The following is a 16063-nucleotide window of genomic DNA, read 5'->3' on the forward strand; positions in this document are numbered from 1 at the left end:
AGTAACGGCCGGTCGGGAACAACGACCGGCCAGGGACAACGGCGGGTCAGGAACAACGGCCGGTCAGGAACGACCGGCCAGGAACAGGAACCATGCGCGAACTGATCAACCCGGCGACCGGCGCCCCCACGGACCGCGTCCCGGACACCTCCGTCGAGAACGTGGCGCGGATCGTGGGCGAGGCCCGCGCCGCCTTCGCCGAGTGGGCCGAGGCGACCCCGGCGGAGCGCGCGCGGCTGCTGTTGCGCGTGGCGGACCTGGTCGAGGCCGACGCCGACGAGCTGACCCGGCTGGAGGTGGAGGACACCGGCAAGCCGGCCGCCGTCGTACGCGACGGCGAGCTGCCGTTCGCGGTGGACAACCTGCGCTTCTTCGCGGGGGCGGCCCGCTCGCTGGAGGGCACGGGCGCCGGGGTGTTCAGCCGCGGCTACACCTCGATCATGGTGCGCCGGCCCGTCGGCGTCGTCGGGTCGATCGCGCCGTGGAACTTCCCGCTGGTCATGGCCGTCTGGAAGCTCGGCCCGGCCATCGCCGCGGGCAATGCGGTGGTGATCAAGCCCGCCCCGCAGACGCCGCGCTCCACGCTGCGGCTGGCCGAGCTGTTCGCCCAGGCGGGCGCGCCGCGCGGCCTGGTGCAGGTCGTCACGGGCGACGCCGAGGTGGGGGAGGCGCTCGTCACCGACCCGGGCGTGGACATGGTCAGCGTCACGGGATCGACCGAGACGGGCCGGGCCGTCATGACGGGCGCGGCCCGGACGCTCAAGCGGGTGCACCTGGAGCTCGGCGGCAAGGCGCCCGCGCTGGTGTTCGACGACGCCGACCTGGCCGCGATGGCGACCGGCGTGGCGATGGGCGCGACGTACAACACGGGCCAGGACTGCACGGCGGCCACGCGTGTCTACGTCGACCGGCGCGTCCACGACGAGGCGGTCGAGGCGATTCGGGCGACTCTTGCCGAAATCGTGACCGGAGATCCGTGGGACCCCGCCACCGACATCGGACCGCTGATCTCGGCGGCGCACCGCGACCGCGTGCACGGGTTCGTGCAGCGTGCGGGCGGTCGGGTGCTCCACGGCGGCGCTCCCGCCGAGGGTTCCGGGTTCTACTACCCGCCGACTCTGGTGACCGGGGTAGATCAGAAGAGCGATATCGTACAAGGAGAACTTTTCGGCCCCGTCCTCGTGGTCCTCCCCTTCGACGGCGAGGACGAGGCCGTCCGGCTCGCCAACGACACGCGCTACGGCCTGGCCTCCTCGGTGTGGTCGCGCGACGTCGCCCGGGCGATGCGGGTCTCGCACCGTCTCGACGTGGGCGTGACGTGGGTGAACGACCACCTGCCCATCGCCAGCGAGGCTCCGCACGGCGGGGTCAAGGGCAGCGGGTTCGGCAAGGACATGAGCCAGGAGGCGGTGCAGGAATACTCGGTGACCCGTCACCTGATGGTCAAGCACGCGGCGCCGGCGGAGCGAGACTCGTTCCGGCCCGCCTGAGAAAGACGCGCGGTGATATGCGACTCCAACGGCACGTCTGGTCGCATTTGATGGGATATGTCCGGTTGGCTGATCTGGTACGGGTTGTGTTCCAATTACCCAGCCCGCACGAATCCCATGCGCCCCAAGCGTGTCAGGTTTATCGAGCACGTACGGCGAGAGGTTGCGAGAGTCAGTGAGGACCGATAACCCCAGGCACACCAGGCCGGAGGAGTACGCAGGCGGCCGGTTCCGGCTGGGGAACTGGCGTGTGCGCACCAGGCTGGTCGCGCTGATCCTCATCCCCACCGTCGTCGGCGTGCTCCTCGCCGGTGTCCAGCTGGCCAACTCGATCGCCACCAGCGCCGAGTACCGCCGGCTCACCCAGATCGCGGAGCTGGTGCAGACCGTCGGCGCGATGTCCGACGAACTCGGCAAGGAGCGGACGCTCACGGCGTGGTACATCGCCGAGGGCCGCCGCGCCTCCCGCCGCGCCCAGCTCAACACCCAGCGTGACGCGGTCAACGCCGTCCGCAAGCGCGTGCTGGCCGCCGTGGGGGCGCTCGACGCCACCCACTCGCCGCGCACCCTGGAGGAGGCCGGTGAGATCCGCCGCTGGCTGACCGGCCTCGACGGCCTGCGCCAGTCGATCGTCCAGACCGGCAGCGCCCCGCCCCGAGCCGCCCTGCGCACGTTCAGCTCGATGATCGAAGTCATGAGCAAGCTCCAGGACGAGCTGGCCGGCGGCACCCAGGACGACGCGCTCGGCTCGGACGTCATCACCCTCGGAGCGCTGCAGAGGGCCAAGGAAGAGGTCTCCCGCCAGCAGGGCATCCTCGTCGTCGCGCTCGTGGAGCGGAAGCTCGACTACGACGACCTGTCCGACTTCCTGGGCTCCTGGAACCGGCAGCAGGCGGAGCTCGCCACCTTCGAGGAGGAGGCGAGCACCGCGGACCTCCAGGCCTACCGCAAGAACATGCGCGGCCTGCAGATCGACCGCGCCGACGCCATGCGCCAGCGGGCGCTCGCCCAGCTGCGCGAGTACAAGACGATCCGCGACCTCGACATCACCGCCACCCCGCGCCGCGAGCTCAACCTGTGGCACGAGAGCACCTCGCTCCAGGTCAGCGGCCTGCGCAAGGTCGAGGACGGCCTGACCACCCGCGTCGTGACCGAGGCCCGGGACCTGAGCGACTCCGAGCAGCGCAGCGCCGTCATCTCCGGCGCCATGATCCTCGTCCTGCTGCTCCTCGTCCTGGTCTTCACCACCCGCGTGGCCGGCTCGCTGGTGCGCCCGCTGCGCCGCCTGCGCGCCGAGGCGCTCCAGGTGGCCACCACCCGGCTGCCCGAGACCGTCCGCGCGCTGCGCGAGTCGGGCGACGGCGCGGCGCTGCCCGAGGTCCCCTCGATCGGCGTCAACACCCGCGACGAGATCGGGGAAGTGGCCCGGGCCTTCGACGAGGTCCACCGCGAGGCGATCAGGCTGGCCGGCGACGAGGCCAAGCTGCGTGCCAACGTCAACTCCATGTTCGTCAACCTCTCCCGCCGCACCCAGACGCTGGTCGAACGGCAGCTCCAGCTCATCGAGGGCCTGGAGCAGGGTGAGGAGGACGAGAACCGGCTCGCCAACCTGTTCCGGCTCGACCACCTGGCCACCCGCATGCGGCGCAACAGCGAGAACCTCCTGGTCCTCGCCGGCCAGGAGGCCGCGCGCAAGTGGAGCGAGCCGGTGCCGCTGGTCGACGTCGCCCGCGCCTCGCTGTCCGAGGTCGAGAACTACGAGCGGGTCCAGATCCAGATCCCCTCGGGCGTGCAGCTCGCCGGTCCGGCCGTCACCGACGCCGTCCACCTGCTGGCCGAGCTGATCGAGAACGCCATCTCCTTCTCCCCGCGCGAGAGCAAGGTTCAGGTCACCAGCGCCCCGATGGACGGCGGGGTGCTCGTGACCATCAGCGACCTGGGCATCGGCATGTCGGCCGACGAGCTGGCCGAGGCCAACTGGCGCCTGGCCAACCCGCCGGTGGTGGACGTCGCCGTCTCCCGCCGCATGGGCCTGTTCGTGGTCGGCCGCCTGGCGCTGCGCCACGGCGTGGGCGTCCAGCTCCGGATGCGCGAGACCGGTGGCCTGAGCGCCCTGGTCATGCTGCCGAACACGCTGATCGTGGGCGCGCAGGGCCCGGCCGGCGTACCGCAGCAGCGCGGCCAGTACGACGCGTTCACCGACTTCGACCCGAGCATGTTCGGCCAGGCGCCGTTCGAGGAGGCCGCCTCCAACGGCCACGGCAACGGCACTTACGCCTCGCCGGCCGCCCTCGCCGACCCTCGCGACGACGCCCCGGTCGACACGCAGTGGCCCGGCTCGCTGCCCGTCCCCGGCACCGGCAACTGGCCCTCGTTCGCCGAGGAGCAGCCGCGCCAGGACGAGCAGCGCTGGCCGTCGTTCGGCGAGGAGCAACCGGCCGCTGCCCAGGAGGACCGCTGGCCGTCGTTCGCCGACCCGGCGGCGCCCGCCCAGGACGTGCCCAACTGGCCGTCGTTCGCGACCGAGCCGCCTCCGATGCGCGAGGAGCAGGAGACCCGCTGGCCGTCGTTCGGCGAGCAGCCGGCCTCGTCGCTGTTCACCCCCGCCGAGCCGGCCAGGTCGCCCTACGCCGACGAGCCGCCCCGTTCGCCCTACGGCGACGAGCCCGCCCGCCCGTCCTTCGGCGAGGAGGTCCGCTACGGCGACGACCTCCGCTCGCCCTACGGCGACGAGCCCGCGCGCTCTCCCTACGGCGACGAGCCGTCCCGTGCGCCGTTCGGCGAGGAGCAGCGCTGGCCCTCCTTCGCCGAGACGGTCAAGCCGGCCGACGCCTTCGCCCCCAACGGGCAGCACGGCTTCGACCCGTTCGGCCCGGGGGAGTACTCCTCGCAGGATCTGACCGGCCCGCTGCCCGTGGTGCGCAGCTCGCCGATGGAGCCGCCGAGCGAGGAGTTCCTGCCCATCTTCTCCTCGGTGGGCTCCGACTGGTTCCGCAAGCCCGACCCCGAAGTGCTCAGGCCCCGTGAGCCGGAGCCCGACCAGGAGTCGGAGACGGCCGTCCAGCCCGCGGTGCGGCTCGACAGTCCGCCGCCGCTCCCGCAGCGCGGCGCGCAGCTCGGCGTCCAGGACGGCGCGCAGGAAAGCCTCAGCCCGTCCGGCCTGCCCCGGCGCCGTCCCGGCGAGTCCGGCGCGGGCGCCGCGTGGTCCTCGCCGGCCGACAGCGGCTTCCAGGCCGCGCAGGCCGCCGCCGAGCCCGCGCAGGGCGGCGTGACGTCCTCGGGCCTGCCCCGGCGCGTGCCCAAGGCCAACCTGGTGCCCGGTACGGCGAGCCTGGCCGAGCCCCAGGCCACGTCACCGGCGCCGCAGATCTCTCCCGACAGGTTGCGGAGCCGGCTCTCCAGCTTCCAGCAGGGTGTTCGACAAGGCCGCGCGTTCACCCGCGGAGAAGAGAACGAGGAGGAGAAATGAGAGAACTGAGCCAGGGAGCGCGTGGCATCAGCTGGCTGATCACTGACTTCGTCAACAACGTGCCAGGGGTCGCGCACACCGTCGTGGTCTCGTCGGACGGTCTGCCGCTGGCGTTCTCCGAGGGTTTCCCGAAGGACCGGGCGGACCAGCTCGCCGCGGTCGCCTCGGGTGTCATCAGCCTGACGCAGGGCGCTGCCCGTGTCTTCGAGGGCGGCCTGGTGACCCAGACCGTCATCGAGATGCAGCGCGGTCTGTTGATGATCATGTCGATCAGCGATGGCTCCTGCCTGGCCGTGCTCGCTGCGCCCGATTGTGACATGGGCCTGGTGGCCTACCAGATGACGCTGCTCGTCGAGCGCGCGGGTCAGGTGCTCACGCCTGCCGTACGTGCCGAACTGCAGGCGGCCCGCCCCCGCTAAGGGCGGTGACAGGAGAACATGGTGTCAGGTCAGGGTTGGGCTGGTGATAGCACTCCGCCGCATCCGGCGGCTCCACGTCCGCAGAAGCCGAGCTCTCTGGTGCGGCCATATGCCGTGACCGGAGGGCGCACGGCGCCGCGGATGAAGTTCGCCATGGAGGCGCTGGTGTCCTCCGTGACGTCGGAATACCAAGACATATCTCTGCTGAGTCCGGAGTATCAGGCGATCATTCAACTGACCCGGAACGTCAGGTCGGTTGCTGAGATCTCGGCCCTCTTACGACAGCCTTTGGGTGTGGTCCGGGTGCTGATCGCCGACATGGCGTCCGAAGGCCTGATCCGCGTGCACCAGCCTGCGCTGGACGCGGGAAAGCCGGACCTCAACTTGCTCGAAAGGGTGCTCAGTGGACTTCGCAGGCTCTAGCGCCGGGCTGACCTCGACGAAGATCGTCGTGGCCGGCGGATTCGGCGTGGGCAAGACGACGTTCGTGGGTGCGGTCTCGGAGATCCTTCCGCTCACCACGGAGGCGGTGATGACGGACGCGTCGGCAGGGGTCGACGACGTCTCGCTCACCCCGAACAAGACCACCACGACCGTCGCCATGGACTTCGGCCGCGTCTCGCTGGACCGGGACCTCATCCTCTACCTGTTCGGCACGCCCGGACAGCACAGGTTCTGGTTCATGTGGGACGACCTGGTGCGCGGCGCGATCGGGGCCGTGGTGCTCGCGGACACGCGGCGCCTGGCCGACAGCTTCCCCGCCATCGACTACTTCGAGGAGGCGAAGCTGCCGTTCGTCATCGGCATCAACGGCTGGGACGGGCAGTTCGCCCACCAGGACGACGAGATCCGCGAGGCGCTGTCGCTGAACGCGCACACGCCGATCGTCCGCCTGGACGCCCGGGTGCGCGATTCGGTGAAGAGCACGCTCATCACGCTGGTGGAGCACGCGCTGACGCGCCACTCCCACCTGCCCGCCTGACGCCTGGCGCGGCACACGCCCGCACGACGAACGCCGCCGGACCATCGGTCCGGCGGCGTTCGTCGTTGTCCGCCCCCTTCAGCTGGCGGGATCGTTCAGGTGGCGGGATCGAGGAGCTGGGCCGCGAGGGCGGTCAGGCGGAGGCGGGGACGTCCACCCCGCGCACCAGGCGGCCGACCTCGCCGCGCAGGCGCACGAAGTCGGGGTTCTCGCGGGTGGTGATCTGGTCGCGGGGCCCCGGCAGGTCCACCCGGAGGTCGCCCACCACGTGCGCGGGCGCCTTGGACAGCACCACGACCCGGTCGCCGACGTACACGCTCTCGTCGATGTCGTGGGTGATGAGCACGATCGTCATCCGGTGGTGGCCGCGCACCTTGAGGACCAGGTCCTCCAGGTCCTCACGGGTCTGGGCGTCCACCGAGCCGAACGGCTCGTCCATGAGCATCAGGCTGGGCCGGTAGGCCAGCGCGCGGGCGATCGCGACGCGCTGCTGCATGCCGCCGGACAGCTGGAACGGGTACTTCTGGGCGGCGCCGAGCAGGCCCACGGACTCCAGCGCCTCCTGCGCCGCCTCCCGCCGCGCCCGCTTGTCCATGTCCCGGCGCCGCAGCGGCAGTGCCACGTTCTCGGCCACCGACATCCAGGGGAACAGGGAGCGGCTGTAGTCCTGGAAGACCACGGCCAGGTTGTCGGGCGTCTGGCGCACCAGCTTGCCGTCGACCCGGATCTCGCCGCCCGTGGGAGTGATCAGCCCGGCGATGGAGCGGAGCAGCGTGGACTTGCCGCATCCGGAGGGACCCACGATGCACAGCAGCTCGCCCTCGGCGACGCTCAGCTTGAGCCCTTCGATCGCGCGGTGCTCGTTGGGGCTGCCGGGACCGTAAACGTGCGTGAGGTTGTCTATCTCGAGCAAGTGACGTCCTAGGACAGGCGAAGCCGGGAGATAACAGGCTGACTCTACCGAAGTCAGTGATCGTTGGACATGAAGATGACCATTCCGGCAGGGGCCGGGCTCAGGCCACCGGCCGGCGGACGAAACGCCCCAGGGGACGGCCGACGATCTTGCCGGTGTCCAGCACGTGGTGACCCCGCACGAACGTGTCGGTGACCTTCGCGGTCAGCTCGAACCCCTCGAACGGCGTGTACTCCTGGGCCGAGTCCGAGTCGGCCGCCCGCACGGTCCAGGTGGCGTCCGGGTCCACCAGGCAGATGTCGGCGTCGAAGCCCGGCGCGATCGTGCCCTTGGTGCGCAGGCCGTACCGGCGGGCGGGGTTCCATGAGGTGAGCGCGGCGATGCGCCCCCATGGCAGGCCGCGCCGGCGACCCTCGGTGATGAGGCCGGGCAGCAGGTACTCGGCGCCGCCGAAGCCGGCCTTGGCCAGGAACACGTCCTCGGCGGGCGCGCCGAACTTCAGCTCCTCCCGGCAGCAGGCGTGGTCGCTGACGACCCAGTCCACCGTGCCGTCGAGCACGTGCCCCCACAGCGCCTCGACGTCCTCGCGCGGCCTGATCGGCGGGTTGACCTTGGCGCCGATGCCGCTCGCCGTCTCGATGTCGGCCAGCAGGTGCCCGATCGTGACCTCGCGGCGGAAGTCGATGTGGGGGAACGTCCTGGCCATCCGCACCGCCGCGTCCAGGGCCTTGCGGGAGGACAGGTGCAGCAGGTTGACGTTGCCGAGGCCGGTCTCGTGGGCCAGGTAGGAGGCGATGAACACGGCCAGCCCCTCGGAGTGGGGCGGTCGCGAGGCGCTGTAGGCGGCCAGGCCGCTCAGGTCGCCCGCCTCCTCCACCAGCCGCGTGTACGCCGTCATGATCTCGGCCGTCTCGCAGTGCAGCGACAGCGAGATCTCGCTGGCCAGCTCGGGGAACCGCTCCCTGGCCGCCTGCACGCCCCGCATGACGAACTCGAAGTGGGCGTAGTCGTAACGCTCGCCCTCGGGCAGCATGAGGAACGCGCTCTGGTCGGCCGAGCGCCCGTGCAGCCCGTGCCCGCCGTAGAACATGAAGATCTTGAACGACGGCACGCCGAACCGCTCGACCAGGTCGGGCAGCTCCTCGATGTGGCCCCGCGACATCGGCGCCAGGTGGAAGCCGTAGTCGATGTAGGCCCGGCCCTCGGCCCGGGCCAGCACCTCGGGGAAGAAGTCCGCGTACGCGCCGCCCCGGTTGAGGTAGTACTGCCCGGTGCGCATGTACGTCAGGGCCGTCGTCACCCCGCCCTGCGCGGAGGCGCGGCTCTCCGAGCCGGCGTCCTCGTCCAGCGGGTTGTAGATCCCCCAGTGCTGGTGGGCGTCCACGACGCCGGGGAACGCGAGCCGCCCCGCGCCCTCGATCACCTCCGGGACGCCCTCGGTGGGCAGGCCGGGCGTGACCTGGTCGACGCGGCCCCCGGTCACGGCGATGTCGGCCATGACGGGCTCGCTCCGGTCATGCGTCACGACCCGCACGTTCTTCAGCAGCAGGTCTGTCACATCCGCCTCCTAGACGGTACGGCGGGCGCCCCGGTGCCAGGTCAGCACGCGGCGCTCCGCCATGAGGAACAGGGAGTTGAGGACGTAGCCGAGCACCCCGAGCACCACCACGCCGGCCCACAGCCCGGCCATGTCGGCGTTGTTGCCGGCCACGCTCAGCAGGTAGCCGATGCCGTCGGTGCTGCCCTTCAGCTCGGAGATCACCATGAGGATGAGCGCCAGCGAGACGCTCAGCCGCAGCCCCGCGAAGATCTTCGGGGCGGCCGAGGGCAGGATGATCCGGAACAGTCGCAGGCGGGCGGGCACGCCGAAGACGGTGGCGGTCTCCAGCTGGAGCGCGTCCACGTTGCGTGCCCCGTCGATGGAGTTGAGCAGGATCGGCCAGACGACGCCGAACACGATGGTCGCCACCTGCACCTGGGTGCCCATGGTGAACAGCACCAGGAAGACGGGGAGCATCGCGGGCGGCGGCACGGCCCGGCCGAACTCCACCAGCGGGTCGACGTAGTCGGCCAGCCAGGCCACCCGGCCGATCGCCACGCCGAGCGCGACCCCGGCCACCACGGCGATGCTCCACGAGCCGACGACCCGGACGAGGCTGGGCACGAAGTTGTCCACCGCCTCGTCGGTCAGCAGGTACGGGCCGGAGAACCACCGCTCGTACATCCAGGAGGCGATCCGGCTCGGCGCGGGCAGGTACGGGCTGGCCTGGGACCGGGCCAGCAGCTCCCAGCCGAGCAGGACCACGGGCACCAGCCAGAGCCGCCGTACGATGGTCGCGATCATACGTGCCGCCACCTGAACAGGCGCCGCTCCGCGCGGAGGAGCAGCGTGTTGACGACGAGCCCGACCAGCCCGGCCCACATGAGGGTCGCGATCACGTCGACCATCGCGTCGGCGCCGATGCCGGTGCTCGCCTGGATGAGGAAGGCGCCGATGCCGCCGGCGCCGCCCACGACGTACTCCACGCTGATGGCCAGGATGAGCGTGACGGAGGCCGCCAGCCGGATGCCGGTGAAGATGAACGGCGCCGCGCTCGGCAGGCTGACCCGCAGGATGACCGCGCCGGAGCCGAAGCCGAACGAGCGCAGCGTCTCGGTGGCCACCGGGTCGACGTCGCGGACGCCGTACAGGGTGTTGATGAGGATCGGCCAGGAGGCGGCGTAGACGATGAGCGCCACCTTGGCGTTGATCTCGGGCTGGAAGAAGAACAGGGCGAGCGGGATCAGCGCGACCGACGGGATCGGCCGCAGGAACTCGACGATCGCCCGGGTCATCTCCTCCACCACGGGGACGGTGCCGAGCAGCAGGCCGATCGGGACCGCGACGAGCACGGCCAGCGGAAGGCCCACGACCGCGGCGGTGAGGGTGGAGGCCAGGTCGGTCAGGAACGCGGGGTCGGCGCCGAGCCCCGCCGCCCGCGCCAGGGACGTCGAGGCGGCCGGCAGCCAGGAGACGAGGCCGGTGCGGCCGGCCAGCTCCCAGAGCAGGAGGAAGACCGCCACGCCGGCGACGTGGCGGAGGAGTCTTCCGAGCCGGGCGCGGGAGGGGGTGGTGCGCTCCGCCCGCGCCAGGGTGGCCGTGGACGTCATCCCTGGGAGGTGACGATCATCGGCGCGACGTCGATCTTGGCCTTGATGAAGCCGTACTCCTGCATGAGGTCCGCGACCCGCTGGATGCGCTGGGCGCTCAGCGTGGTCGGGTAGTTGCCGAGGTTGATGGTGGCCGCGGTGGCGGCGGGGATCTTGGTGAAGGTGGGCAGGATCTTGGTGACGGCGCTGCGGTCGGTGGCGGCGATGTTCTGGGCCTTGGCCATCGCGCGCTGGAAGGCGGCCATCGTCTTGGGGTTGCTGCTCACCCACTTCTCGGTCGCCGCCCAGCCGGTGATCGGCAGGCTCTCCGTGGGGCCGGACATGGTGTCGACCAGCATCGTCGCGCCGAGCTTGTTCTTGGCCTCGCTGACGTAGGGGTCGGTCATCCAGACCGCGTCCACGTCGCCCTTCTCCAGCGCCTGGAGCCAGTTCGTGGTGGGCACCTCGACGTACTGGATGTCCTTGCCGGGGCTCGGGTCAAGGCCGGCGATCTTGAGGTGCGGGTTCATGGTGAGCACGCCGAGGCCCTTGAGCGCGTTCACGCCGATCTTCTTGCCCTTGAGGTCGGCGACCTTCTTGATGGGGGAGTCGCGCCCCACCATGATCCCGAAGGCGCCGGTGGCGCCCTGGTAGGAGTCCGCGATGTACTTGAACTTCTCCAGGCCCTCACTCTGGATCGTCAGGATGGTGGCATAGCTGCCGAGGACCACGTCCATGCTGCCGTTGGACAGCTTGGGCAGCACGGCCTGGGGGGCCTGGATGGCCTCGGTCTTCACGTTGAGCCCCTGCTCCTTGAAGAAGCCTCGCTCGATGGCGATGAACAGGGGGGCGGAGTCGGCTCCCGGGTACTGCCCGATGAGCAGGTCGGTCTTCTCCAGCCCGTTGGCGTTGCTCCCACCTCCGGGTTTGGCCTCCGTGCCGGAGCAACTCGTCATGGCAAGGGTGGCCACCAGTCCGATCAGGGCGATGCGCCCTGCCGCAGCGAGCCTCATGTCGCGTCTCCTTTGAACGGGGGTGGCCGACACCTCGACACACCCCAAAGCGCAGGCAACCCTTGCGCATGGTCCCCCGATTCTGGAAATTATCAATATATATGGCAGAAAAATGATCACACTGGTTTTCTGGAGCTATGTCCAGATATAGGTGATGATATGGCTGGCGTTCACCGGGGACGTGTGTCTACTGTCTGGACGTGGAGACATATGCAAGATGATCGACTTGCCGGTGTGGCCACACCGGCGGCCGATTTATCTGTTGTACATAAATAGGTTTTCGGACCACGGGTGCCGGGGGCGGCACACGGTTAGCACGGGCACGAATTTGATCTCTTGCACCAGGCCATCCAAGGAGAGGTTGCGGAGGCCAGTGAGAAAGACATTGCCCCCTGCGAACGGCGATTCCGGCTTACCTGCTGAGGCGTCCGCCTTTCCGTCATCCCATGCGAGGACAGGGCCGCCGGCCCAGCCCGGGCATGCCAGGGGCCCGGGCGGCATCGTGCGCAACTGGCGGGTGCGCACCAAGCTGCTGGTACTGATCGTCATCCCCACCGTCGCGGCGCTGGCGTTGGGCGGCCTGCGGGTCGCGTCCTCCGTCACCAGCGCCTCCGAGTACGAGCGCGTCTACCAGACGGCCGTCCTGGCCGGAAAGCTGACCGAGCTGGCCCACGAGACCGAGCTGGAACGCGATCTCACCGCCACCTTCGTCGCCCAGGACCGCAGGGGTGACCGCAATGCCATCACCGCCCAGTACTCCGCCGTGGACCGGCTCGTCGCCGAGGCGCGGCCCGACGTCACCGCGCTCGGCGCCTCCGACAGCCCCCTTCGGGCCGAGGCCGTGCGGGTCAAGAACCGTTTCGACGAGCTGGCCAACTCCCGCCGGACCGCGGTCGAGTCCCGGCTGAACGTCTCCTCCGTCATCGAGCTGTACGACCAGTCGATCTCCGACTTCCTCGCCCTCAACGACACCATCGACCAGGGCGCGGCGGACAAGGAGCTCACCGACACCGTCGCCGGGTTCGCCGCGTTGTCGCGGGCCAAGCAGTACGTCTCCCGGCAGCGGGCGCTGCTGGTCTCGGCGCTGGCCGTCGGCCGCTTCAGCCAGGACGAGCTGGACGACTTCATCGCCGCCCGGGCCCAGCGCAACAGCGAGCTCGCCGCGTTCCGGGCACAGGTGCCGCTGGCGCTGCGCCAGGCGTACGACGACACGGTCAGCGGCCAGGCCGTCGACCGGGCCGAGCTGATCCAGGCCCGCGCCCTGGCACTCCAGGACGCCGGGCAGCCGCTCACCGACCGGGGTCTCGACCTCGCCAGCGACGGGCAGGCGTGGTTCACCGCGGTCACCGAGACCATCGACGGCATGCGCCAGGTCGAGCAGCGGGTCGCCGACTCGATCATGCTGCGCAGCCGTACCGTGCAGGTCGCCGAGCAGCAGGGCGCGATGATCTTCGCGATCGCGATCGCCGTGCTCCTGGTGCTCGTGCTGATCGTCACCGTGTTGATGGCACGTTCCCTCAGCGGTCCGCTGCGCCGGCTCCGGCGCGAGGCGCTGCTGATCGCCGGCCGCCGCCTGCCCGAAACGGTCCAGCGGCTGCGGGACTCGGACACGTCCGGATCGGCGGCGGCCCTGGCCGAGGTGGAGCCGATCGGCGTGGTCGGCGACGACGAGATCGGCGAGGTCGCGCGGGCGTTCGATGAGGTGCATCGTGAGGCGGTGCGGTTGGCGGGTGAGGAGTCGCGGCTGCGCAGCAATGTGAATGCGATGTTCGTGAACCTTTCGCGGCGTAGTCAGACGTTGGTGGAGCGGCAGATCACGTTGATCGATGGTCTGGAGCAGGGTGAGCAGGATGAGAGCCGGTTGGCGAACCTGTTCAAGCTGGACCATCTGGCTACTCGTATGCGGCGTAACAGTGAGAACCTGCTGGTGCTGGCGGGGCAGGATCCGCCTCGTCGCTGGAGCCAGCCGGTCAAGCTGGTGGACGTGGCCCGCGCCTCGCTGTCGGAGGTCGAGAACTACGAGCGGGTGGTCCTCCAGGTGCCGGACGGGGTCTCCGTCGCCGGTCAGGCCGTCAACGACGTCATCCACCTGCTGGCCGAGCTGGTCGAGAACGCCCTGTCGTTCTCCCCGCGCGAGAACAGGGTGACGGTGTCGGGCAGCCGCATCGACGGCGGCGGCGTCATGCTGTCCATCACCGACGCGGGCATCGGCATGACGCAGGACGAGCTGGCGCAGTCCAACGAGCGCCTCACCGACGCGCCCACCGTGGACGTGTCGGCCTCCCGCCGCATGGGCCTGTTCGTGGTCGCCCGCCTGGCCCACCGCCACGGCATCCGCGTCCAGCTCCGGCCGCACGCCTCCGGCGGACTGACCGCCATGGTCCTGCTGCCGGACTCCCTGCTCGGCAACCCGTCGCCCGCGTACGCGAGCTCGCCGAGCCCCGCGCACGAGGACGCCTACAACGGCCCGCAGCTCGCGCCGGCGCCGGCCCCCACTCCCAACTGGCCCGCGGGCGGTTACCAGCCGGGCCCCGGCCACCCGTCCTTCCCGTCCGGTCCGCCCGCCCAGCAGAACGGCTGGCCGGCCATGCCGCAGTGGCCGTCCGAGCCCAGCGGCTGGCCGTCGGAGCCGCGAGCCGGGTTCAACACCAACGACTCGTGGCTGCCGCCCGAGGAGCCGGGCTGGTCCAGCGGCGGCAACGGGCTGCCCCGGCGCCCCCCGCTGGAGGAGCCCCAGCCCTGGGGACCTTCCGGTGTCCAGCCCGACCGCCCCTTCGACAGGCCGCTCGGCCGCCCCCGGCCGCCGCGTGACTTCCCGGAGACCGACTCGGCCAGCACCGGCCCCATCCCGAGGGTGAACAGCCAGCCCTCCGCCGGTGACGAATACCTGCCTATCTTCGCCGCCGTGGAGTCCGCCTGGTTCGCCGGCGGCGCGAGCTGGGGCTCCTCACAGGCCGACGCCGGATGGAGCGCCGCCGAGGCGGTGGTGGAGCCGGTGCGTGACGGGGCGACCGCGTCCGGTCTGCCCAAGCGGGTACCCAAGGCCAACCTGGTGCCCGGCTCCGCGGACAGCTCCGCCGCGCCCAAGGGGGTGGCCCCGATGCCGGCGGTCTCCCCGGACCGGGTGCGCAACCGGCTGTCCAGCTTCCAGCAGGGCTTCCGGGCCGCTCGCGAGGACATCAACGAGGGCAAGGCGTATCCGGCGGGTCCCCGGAGCGCCGACAGCAGCGAGGAGGGCGCATGAAGGATCTCAGTCACGCGGCGCGCGGTGTCGACTGGCTGATCACCGATTTCGTGAGCACCGTACCCGGGGTCGCCCACGCGGTCGTGGTCTCCTCGGACGGCCTGCCGCTCGCCGCGTCCTCCGGCTTCCCGCCGGACCGGGCCGACCAGCTCGCGGCCATCGCCTCCGGCCTGGTCAGCCTGACGCAGGGTGCGGCGCGGGTGTTCGAGGGCGGTGTGGTCAACCAGACGATCGTGGAGATGCAGCGGGGGCTGATGCTGATCATGTCGATCAGTGACGGCTCGTGTCTGGCGGTTCTGGCGGCCCCGGACTGCGACATGGGGCTGGTGGCGTACCAGATGACGCTGATGGTGGAACGCGCCGGTCAGGTACTCACTCCGGCGGTCCGCGCGGAGCTGCGTTCGAGTCAGTCCAGGTGAGGTAAGTGACAGACCCCAGATGGAACGGCGGTCCCGAGCCGAGACCGATGTCGTCCTTCGACCCGGGGTCTCCCGTGCGTCCCTATGCGGTGACGGGTGGGCGTACGGCGCCGCGGGTGAAGTTGGCGATGGAGGCGTTGGTGTCGTCGGCGACGGCTGAGCCGAGGGAGTTTTCGCATATTACGCCGGAGTATCAGGCGATTAGTCAGTTGTGTCGGCAGGTTCGGTCGGTGGCTGAGGTGTCGGCGTTGTTGCGTATTCCGTTGGGTGTGGTGCGGGTGCTGATCGCGGATATGGCGGCGGAGGGGTTGGTGCGGGTGCATCAGCCGCAGCTGGATGCGGGTCGGCCGGATGTCAACCTGCTGGAAAGGGTGCTCAGTGGACTTCGCAGGCTCTAGTCCTGGTGTGTCGTCTCCGGGTCTCACGTCGACGAAGATTGTCGTGGCGGGTGGGTTCGGTGTGGGTAAGACGACGTTCGTGGGTGCGGTGTCGGAGATCATGCCGTTGACGACCGAGGCGGTGATGACGGATGCGTCGGTGGGGATCGATGATCTGGGGATGACGCCGTTGAAGTCGACCACGACGGTGGCGATGGATTTCGGGCGGGTGTCGTTGGATCGGGATTTGATCCTGTATCTGTTCGGGACGCCGGGTCAGCACAGGTTCTGGTTCATGTGGGATGACCTGGTGCGGGGGGCGATCGGGGCGGTGGTGTTGGTGGACACCCGCCGGTTGGCCGACAGTTTCCCGGCGATCGACTACTTCGAGGAGGCCCAGCTCCCGTTCATCGTCGGGGTGAACGGCTGGGACGGCGCCTATCCACATTCCGATGCCGAGGTGCGGGATGCGCTGACGCTGGCGCCGCACATCCCGCTGGTGCGTCTGGACGCGCGCTCCAAGGACTCGGTCAAGAGCGCGCTGATCAACCTCGTCGAACACGCGCTCAGCGTGCGCATGGCCGTGCCGGGCTGGAGCAACTAGCAGA

The 16063-nt window shown here is 70.3% G+C and carries 14 protein-coding genes; 9 read left to right on the forward strand and 5 right to left on the reverse strand.

What is annotated here, in order from left to right; all coding sequences use genetic code 11:
• The first annotated feature begins 92 nt into the window (after positions 1–92).
• The 5 genes from MTP10_RS18395 to MTP10_RS18415 all read left to right on the forward strand — a co-directional run bounded on the left by MTP10_RS18395 (position 93) and on the right by MTP10_RS18415 (position 6360).
• Complete coding sequence (locus tag MTP10_RS18395) at positions 93–1490, forward strand: aminobutyraldehyde dehydrogenase (protein WP_310710697.1); 1398 nt, start codon at positions 93–95, stop codon at positions 1488–1490.
• 250 nt (positions 1491–1740) lie between these two features.
• Positions 1741–4959 (forward strand): nitrate- and nitrite sensing domain-containing protein, encoded by a 3219-nt coding sequence (locus tag MTP10_RS18400; protein ID WP_310710698.1) that lies wholly within the window; start codon positions 1741–1743, stop codon positions 4957–4959.
• Positions 4956–5378 (forward strand): roadblock/LC7 domain-containing protein, encoded by a 423-nt coding sequence (locus MTP10_RS18405; protein WP_101790364.1) that lies wholly within the window; start codon positions 4956–4958, stop codon positions 5376–5378. Before MTP10_RS18400 ends, MTP10_RS18405 begins: the two co-directional genes overlap by 4 nt.
• Before the next feature lie 18 nt (positions 5379–5396).
• On the forward strand, positions 5397–5801 hold the full coding sequence (locus MTP10_RS18410) for a DUF742 domain-containing protein (protein ID WP_055507219.1): 405 nt from the start codon (positions 5397–5399) through the stop codon (positions 5799–5801).
• Between the two features lie 7 nt (positions 5802–5808).
• Positions 5809–6360: an ATP/GTP-binding protein gene (locus tag MTP10_RS18415; protein WP_310710786.1), complete on the forward strand. Its 552-nt coding sequence runs from the start codon at positions 5809–5811 to the stop codon at positions 6358–6360.
• A 133-nt stretch (positions 6361–6493) separates the two neighbouring features.
• Here the strand turns inward: MTP10_RS18415 and MTP10_RS18420 are convergent, their stop codons facing one another.
• From MTP10_RS18420 to MTP10_RS18440, 5 genes are all read right to left on the reverse strand, one after another.
• Positions 6494–7273 (reverse strand): ABC transporter ATP-binding protein, encoded by a 780-nt coding sequence (locus tag MTP10_RS18420; RefSeq protein WP_310710699.1) that lies wholly within the window; start codon positions 7271–7273, stop codon positions 6494–6496.
• 100 nt (positions 7274–7373) lie between these two features.
• Entirely contained in the window at positions 7374–8831 is a 1458-nt protein-coding gene (locus MTP10_RS18425) for a dihydroorotase family protein (RefSeq protein WP_310710700.1), read from the reverse strand.
• 9 nt (positions 8832–8840) lie between these two features.
• Positions 8841–9617 (reverse strand): ABC transporter permease, encoded by a 777-nt coding sequence (locus tag MTP10_RS18430; RefSeq protein ID WP_310710701.1) that lies wholly within the window; start codon positions 9615–9617, stop codon positions 8841–8843.
• Positions 9614–10423 carry an ABC transporter permease subunit gene (locus MTP10_RS18435; protein WP_310710702.1) on the reverse strand — a complete coding sequence of 270 codons (810 nt, stop codon included), beginning with the start codon at positions 10421–10423 and terminating at the stop codon, positions 9614–9616. Before MTP10_RS18435 ends, MTP10_RS18430 begins: the two co-directional genes overlap by 4 nt.
• The gene (locus tag MTP10_RS18440; protein WP_310710703.1) at positions 10420–11415 is read right to left on the reverse strand and encodes an ABC transporter substrate-binding protein; all 996 of its coding nucleotides are present in this window, start codon (positions 11413–11415) and stop codon (positions 10420–10422) included. The genes MTP10_RS18435 and MTP10_RS18440 overlap by 4 nt, the downstream gene beginning before the upstream one ends.
• A 502-nt stretch (positions 11416–11917) precedes the next feature.
• Between MTP10_RS18440 and MTP10_RS18445 the strand changes: the two genes are divergently transcribed.
• From MTP10_RS18445 to MTP10_RS18460, 4 genes are read left to right on the forward strand one after another with little or no spacing between them, the layout of a single operon-like run.
• Positions 11918–14659, forward strand: coding sequence for a nitrate- and nitrite sensing domain-containing protein (locus tag MTP10_RS18445; RefSeq protein ID WP_310710704.1), 2742 nt, complete (start codon positions 11918–11920; stop codon positions 14657–14659).
• Positions 14656–15078 carry a roadblock/LC7 domain-containing protein gene (locus MTP10_RS18450; protein ID WP_310710705.1) on the forward strand — a complete coding sequence of 141 codons (423 nt, stop codon included), beginning with the start codon at positions 14656–14658 and terminating at the stop codon, positions 15076–15078. The genes MTP10_RS18445 and MTP10_RS18450 overlap by 4 nt, the downstream gene beginning before the upstream one ends.
• Before the next feature lie 47 nt (positions 15079–15125).
• Positions 15126–15476: a DUF742 domain-containing protein gene (locus tag MTP10_RS18455; protein WP_310710706.1), complete on the forward strand. Its 351-nt coding sequence runs from the start codon at positions 15126–15128 to the stop codon at positions 15474–15476.
• Entirely contained in the window at positions 15457–16059 is a 603-nt protein-coding gene (locus MTP10_RS18460) for an ATP/GTP-binding protein (RefSeq protein WP_310710707.1), read from the forward strand. Before MTP10_RS18455 ends, MTP10_RS18460 begins: the two co-directional genes overlap by 20 nt.
• Positions 16060–16063 lie beyond the last annotated feature (4 nt).

Origin of the sequence: Nonomuraea sp. 3-1Str (genome assembly GCF_031570565.1) — a bacterium.
Taxonomy (GTDB): domain Bacteria; phylum Actinomycetota; class Actinomycetes; order Streptosporangiales; family Streptosporangiaceae; genus Nonomuraea.